The following is a 4,089-nucleotide window of genomic DNA, read 5'->3' as shown; positions in this document are numbered from 1 at the left end:
CGGGGCCACGGCGCGGTGCTGGACCGGGCAGCCGGTTCTGACCTACCAGGTCATGTTGACGACCCCGCTGAGCGTGGCGTACTCCGCCCGCTGGAAGGCCCGCGCCATCGGGACGTTGCCCAGGTCGGTGGCGGCGCGGATACGGTCCGCCCCCTCCTGTGCCAGGACGCGGGTGCCCTCGGCGAGGACCTCGTCGATGTACCCGTTGCCGCGGTGCTCGGGCAGCACCGCGATGTAGCCGATGATCGGGTGGTAGTCGTTGCGGGCGGGCAGCACGAAGCCGACCGGCTCGCCGTCCGGAAGCGTCGCGATCCGCCACCAGGAGCGCGGCGTCGTGTACCGGGCGAACTCCTCGTTCCAGCTGTCGGCGGCCACCTGCTCCGCCGTGGTGTGTGCGAGATCGGCGCGGTCGTGGGCGTCCAGCGTGCCTTCCAGGGCCCGGACCATCAGGCCGAGGATCTCCTCCTCGTCCCGGACCTGCCGGAACCGGAGGCGGTCGCCCGGCCCCGGCGCCGGGACGTCGGGGGTCCACTCGAAGCGCAGCCGCTCCACCAGGAGCGATCCGCCGGTGCGTTCGACGGCGGCCATGCGCTCCCGTACGGCGCGGCGCCCGTCGGCGTCCTCGCGCCAGTCGGCGGGGACGATGCGCAGGTACTCGGGCGGGGTCCGGCCTCCGGGCAGGGTCGCCGCCGAGGCGGTGCGCAGCAGGTGTTCGAGGATCCCCGTGCGGTCCACGTCCCCGGCGGTGTCGTCCACGTCCAGGACGTCCAGCAGCAGGGGAGAGGTGTCACCGCCCCGGCACCACCAGGAGAGGCGGGCCAGGAGGCGGTCGCCGTCCAGGGCGACCCACATCCACGAGGGGCGTCGGCGCCCCCGGGCGAGGTCGTCGGCGAACTCGAAGTTCAGGGGGTAGGGGAACCGGTTGAAGAGGTCGAGCTCCCCGGATCCGGTGATCGTACGGATGGTCAGGTCATGCACGGTCAAGGCGACACCTTCGGTGCGTGCGCCCGGCCGCTCCGGGGATTCAGCTGTCGAGGCCGCCCCGGGAGGGCGCGAGCGCGGTGGTTGCGGTGAACACGGCTCCGCCTCCTTTCGTCGTCGGGGCCCCGGTTCCGCTGTGGTCGGGGCCGCGACTGTTATAGCCGCCTCCCGACCGGCGGGCAAGCCCTTTTGGTCGGGGGCCGACCGGCGCCGGTTCTCGCGGCCGTCCTCCGGTCGGCGGCGCCGGACTCCCCGACCGCGGGCCGACCGGTGCCGGAACACCCGTGGCCGTCCCCGGTCGGTGGGGCTGCCCACCCCTCAACCGCGGGCCGACCGGCTGTCCGCACCGGGATCACCGGGCCCCTGCGCCTCGGTGGTCGTTCCGTCCTCTCCGGCCTGTCCAGTCCCACCCGTCTCGTGAGCCCCGTCGGCCGTCCGTATCGGGGTCGCCGGTGTTCCGGCCGCCTCCCGCGCTCCGCCGCCCTCTCCCCGGACGGCCTCCGCGGTCTCGTCGGCCTCCCGCGCGTCCTCGGTGTCCTGCCCGGCACCGCCGCCCGAAGCCGTGTGCCGCGACCGGCGCCAGGAACGGGTCACCGCCAGCGTCAGCGCACCCGCCAGCAGACCCCAGAAGGCCGACCCCACACCGAACAGGGTGAACCCCGACGCCGTGGCCAGGAAGGTCACCACCGCGGCCTCCCGGGAGCGCTCGTCCCCCAGCGCGGACGCCAGCGAACCCCCGATCGTTCCGAGCAGGCCCAGCCCGGCGATCCCCAGGATCAGCGGCGGCGGCAGCGCGGCCAGCAGCGACGCCACCGTCGCCCCGAAGACCCCCACGCACAGGTAGAAGACCCCCGCCCACACCCCGGCCAGGTAGCGGCGCTCGCGGTCGGGGTGCGCCTGCGGTCCCGTGCAGATGGCCGCGGTGATCGCGGCCAGGTTCATCCCGAAGCACCCGAACGGCGCCAGTACCAGGTTGGTCGCCCCGGTCCACCCGATCACCGGCGAGATCGGCACCCGGTAGCCGTCGCCCCGCAGTACCGCGACCCCCGGCAGGTTCTGCGAGGCCATGGTCACCACGAACAGCGGCAGCCCCACGCTCACCAGCACCTGCCAGGAGAACTCGGGCGCCACGAACACCGGCCGGGCCAGCGACGGGGTCACCCCGCCCAGGTCCAGGGTCCCGCGCAGCGCCGCGGCGACACCGCCCGCGACCAGGGACAGGATGACCGCGTAGCGCGGCAGCCACCGGCGGCTCAGCAGGTACGCCGCGAACATGGTGAACACGACCGCGAAGTCGTCCTCCATGCTCGTGAACAGCCCCATGCCGAACTGGAGCAGCACCCCGGCCAGCAGCCCCGCCGCGAGCGGCACCGGCACGTGGTCCATGACCCTCTCGAACCACCCGGTGACGCCGCACAGGGTGATCAGCGCGGCCGAGAACAGGAACGCCCCCACCGCCTGCGCCATCGTCACCCCGTCCAGCCCCACCGCCAGCAGCGCGGCGCCGGGCGTGGACCAGGCGGTCACGATCGGGGCCCGGTGGCGCAGGGACAGTCCCACACAGGTCACCGCCATCCCCACACCCAGGGCCAGCATCCACGAGGCGGTCTGCCCGGAGGAGGCACCGGCGGCCTCGGCCGCGGTGAACACGATCGCCGCCGAGCTGGTCACCCCGACCAGCACGGCGACCAGACCGGCCGCGACGGCGGGCGCGGGGGCCACGAGGCCGACAAGACGGACGAGGGTTCTCATAGTCCACCATCCTCGCGCGCCACCGGACCCGCGCCGTCGCCCGGGGGGAGGGAAAACCGCTGGACCCGGCCGCGGCGCCCGGGGGAGGATGCCGCCATGGGACGCGATTTCGACGCACTCGTCGCCGAGGCCGACGCGGAGCCGACGCACGGCTGGGACTTCTCCTGGCTGGAGGGCCGGGCCACGGAACAGCGCCCCTCCTGGGGCTACCAGCGCACCATGGCCGGGTACATGGCCCGCGCGAGCGCCGCGCTCGACATCCAGACCGGCGGCGGCGAGGTGCTGGCGGGGATCCCCGAACGCCCGCCCCTGACCGCGGCGACGGAGTCCTGGCCGCCCAACATCGCCGAGGCCACCCGGCTGCTCCATCCGCTGGGGGTCGTGGTCGTCGCCGACGAGGACGAGCCGCCGCTGCCCTTCGCGGACGGTGCCTTCGACCTGGTGGTCTCCCGCCATCCGGTGACCGTGTGGTGGGAGGAGATCGCCCGGGTCCTGGCACCGGGCGGAACCTACCTGTCCCAGCAGGTGGGCCCGGCGAGCGTCTTCGAGGTCGTGGAGTTCTTCCTGGGGCCGCAGCCCGGGGAGGCGCGCGCCTCCCGCCACCCGGAACAGGCGCGGGAGGGGGCGCGGGCGGCCGGGCTGGAGGTGACCGACCTGCGCATGGAGCGGCTGCGCACGGAGTTCTTCGACGTCGGCGCGGTCGTGTACTTCCTGCGCAAGGTGGTCTGGATGGTGCCCGGGTTCACCGTGGAGGCCTACCGGGACCGGCTCCGGGACATGCACGAGCACATCGAGCGCGAGGGGTCGTTCAGGGCCACCACGACCCGCTTCCTCATCGAGGCCCGCAAGCCCCGCTGACCCGCCCGGGCCGCGGGGCGCGGGCACCCGCCCCCGGCGGTCAGGAGCGGGCCGAGACCCGCTGGACGACCTCGAAGCCCCAGATCTCGCTGTTGGTCGCGGCCGGGCCGCCGTGGCCGTGCCCGTGACCCCGGCCGTGCCCGGCCGACGCGCCCTCCTTCTGGGCGTCCGCGGCGGCCTGGGCGTGCCCCTGGCGGAAGGCCTGGCCGTTCACCCAGTTCTGGAAGTCCTCCTCGGACCGCCACCGGGTGTACACCAGGTACTTGTCGGTGCCCTCGACCGGGCGCAGCAGCTGGAACTCCTCGAACCCCGGCTGGTCCTCCACGAGCCCGGCCCGCTTGGCGAAACGCTCCTCCAGGGTCGCCCCGGCGCCCTCGGGGACGGTCAGGACGTTGAACTTGACGACGCTGCTCACGCGGCACCTCTCTCGGTTGTCTGCGGTTCTCCCGCCCAACCTAGGACAACCTCCGCCGACGCCCGCGCCGCCCCGCCCCGAAC

At 74.3% G+C, this 4,089-nt stretch carries 4 protein-coding genes; 1 reads left to right on the top strand and 3 read right to left on the bottom strand.

The window, feature by feature from the left end:
- Positions 1-42 precede the first annotated feature (42 nt).
- Both DQW06_RS21425 and DQW06_RS21420 read right to left on the bottom strand, forming a co-directional pair.
- Positions 43-984: a GNAT family N-acetyltransferase gene (locus tag DQW06_RS21425; RefSeq protein WP_013154535.1), complete on the bottom strand. Its 942-nt coding sequence runs from the start codon at positions 982-984 to the stop codon at positions 43-45.
- Positions 985-1,299: 315 nt separating this feature from the next.
- Positions 1,300-2,733, bottom strand: coding sequence for a benzoate/H(+) symporter BenE family transporter (locus DQW06_RS21420; RefSeq protein WP_117199181.1), 1,434 nt, complete (start codon positions 2,731-2,733; stop codon positions 1,300-1,302).
- Positions 2,734-2,829: 96 nt separating this feature from the next.
- On the opposite strand from DQW06_RS21420, the gene DQW06_RS21415 reads away from it, so the two are divergent.
- Complete coding sequence (locus DQW06_RS21415) at positions 2,830-3,591, top strand: class I SAM-dependent methyltransferase (RefSeq protein ID WP_117199180.1); 762 nt, start codon at positions 2,830-2,832, stop codon at positions 3,589-3,591.
- Positions 3,592-3,631: 40 nt separating this feature from the next.
- On the opposite strand, the gene DQW06_RS21410 is transcribed toward DQW06_RS21415, so the two are convergent.
- The gene (locus DQW06_RS21410; RefSeq protein WP_013154532.1) at positions 3,632-4,006 is read right to left on the bottom strand and encodes an antibiotic biosynthesis monooxygenase; all 375 of its coding nucleotides are present in this window, start codon (positions 4,004-4,006) and stop codon (positions 3,632-3,634) included.
- Positions 4,007-4,089 lie beyond the last annotated feature (83 nt).

Source organism: Nocardiopsis sp. TNDT3, from assembly GCF_003427465.1.
Taxonomy (GTDB): Bacteria; Actinomycetota; Actinomycetes; order Streptosporangiales; family Streptosporangiaceae; genus Nocardiopsis; species Nocardiopsis dassonvillei.
The sequence above is the reverse complement of the archived record's forward strand: the minus strand, read 5'-3'. Positions and strand labels throughout refer to the sequence as shown.